Source organism: Colwellia sp. 6M3, assembly GCF_014077595.1.
GTDB lineage: Bacteria > Pseudomonadota > Gammaproteobacteria > Enterobacterales > Alteromonadaceae > Cognaticolwellia.
Window position 1 is genome coordinate 1 of record NZ_JACGWF010000194.1, and the last position, 963, is coordinate 963.

The 963-nt window shown below is 41.4% G+C and carries 1 protein-coding gene; it reads right to left on the reverse strand.

Annotation, left to right across the window (positions count from 1 at the left end; translation table 11 throughout):
* Positions 1-464 (reverse strand): hypothetical protein (locus H4J50_RS18945; protein WP_182257700.1); only part of this gene is annotated, 464 nt, incomplete at its 3' end.
* Positions 465-963 lie beyond the last annotated feature (499 nt).

Genomic DNA, 963 nt, shown 5'->3' on the forward strand with positions numbered 1-963 from the left:
GTATTACCTACAGACTGTGCAATGCCTTCTTTTACGAATAACTCTTTAGAGTATTGATCTGCTGGAAACGACTGCATTTGCGCAAACCCTGCATCAAGCGTATGGCCACCATACATAGTTGATGCGTCGTCTGTTCCATCTTTATGACGATGATCGTGCTTTAAACTCAAGCCACTACCCGTTTTAGTTATGATCCACGTACGTGATGCATCGTCTCCTACATGAAACGGTACTTGTAACTCAGTCTCGCTACATTTACGTACATGCATAACCAGCTTTTTATCTGTAAATGAGCTTGGCCCCTTCGCGTTATCTACCGCTACTTCACCTTCAAAAGCTTTACCGCAATGCGCTGCAATACTATTAAAAAAGGCATCATGAGTAGGGATAGACACTAAAGGTGCAGGGCGTGAAAAAGCTGTCGATGAAGCAAGTATTAGAGTTGCTGCAGTTAATAATTTCATATTTTTCTCGTTATAGTTATTTTAAAACACCTGTAATAGTACAGCTTTCTTTAGTGCTTTATTAGAAGTATCTCTACCTAATTAAATATGCAATTCAGTTGAGTGTTTAATAGATAATTAAATGAACCATAATAACTCACGCATGATTTTCTGCAGACGTAAAAAAGCCCGACTCTTTCGAATCGGGCTTTCTACAATGTGAAGTAGGTACGCTACGCAGTAGAATGTCGTAGTGCCTACAGCGGTGGAGAGTCACCTAGCAAATGCTACATACTTATCGGCGTGCAGAGATATTGAGGGCTTTTGGTGTGATTCTAGCGTCGGAAGTCGCTTCGCTCGCCCTACGTGATAGGTGTTGATGTGAGTGTTAACTGCGCGTATTTTACTTTTCTGCAGACGTAAAAAAGCCCGACTATTTCTAGTCGGGCTCTCTACAATTTGAAGCCTGGTAATGTCCTACTTTCACATAGCAAATGCTACACTATCATCGGCGCTGTTT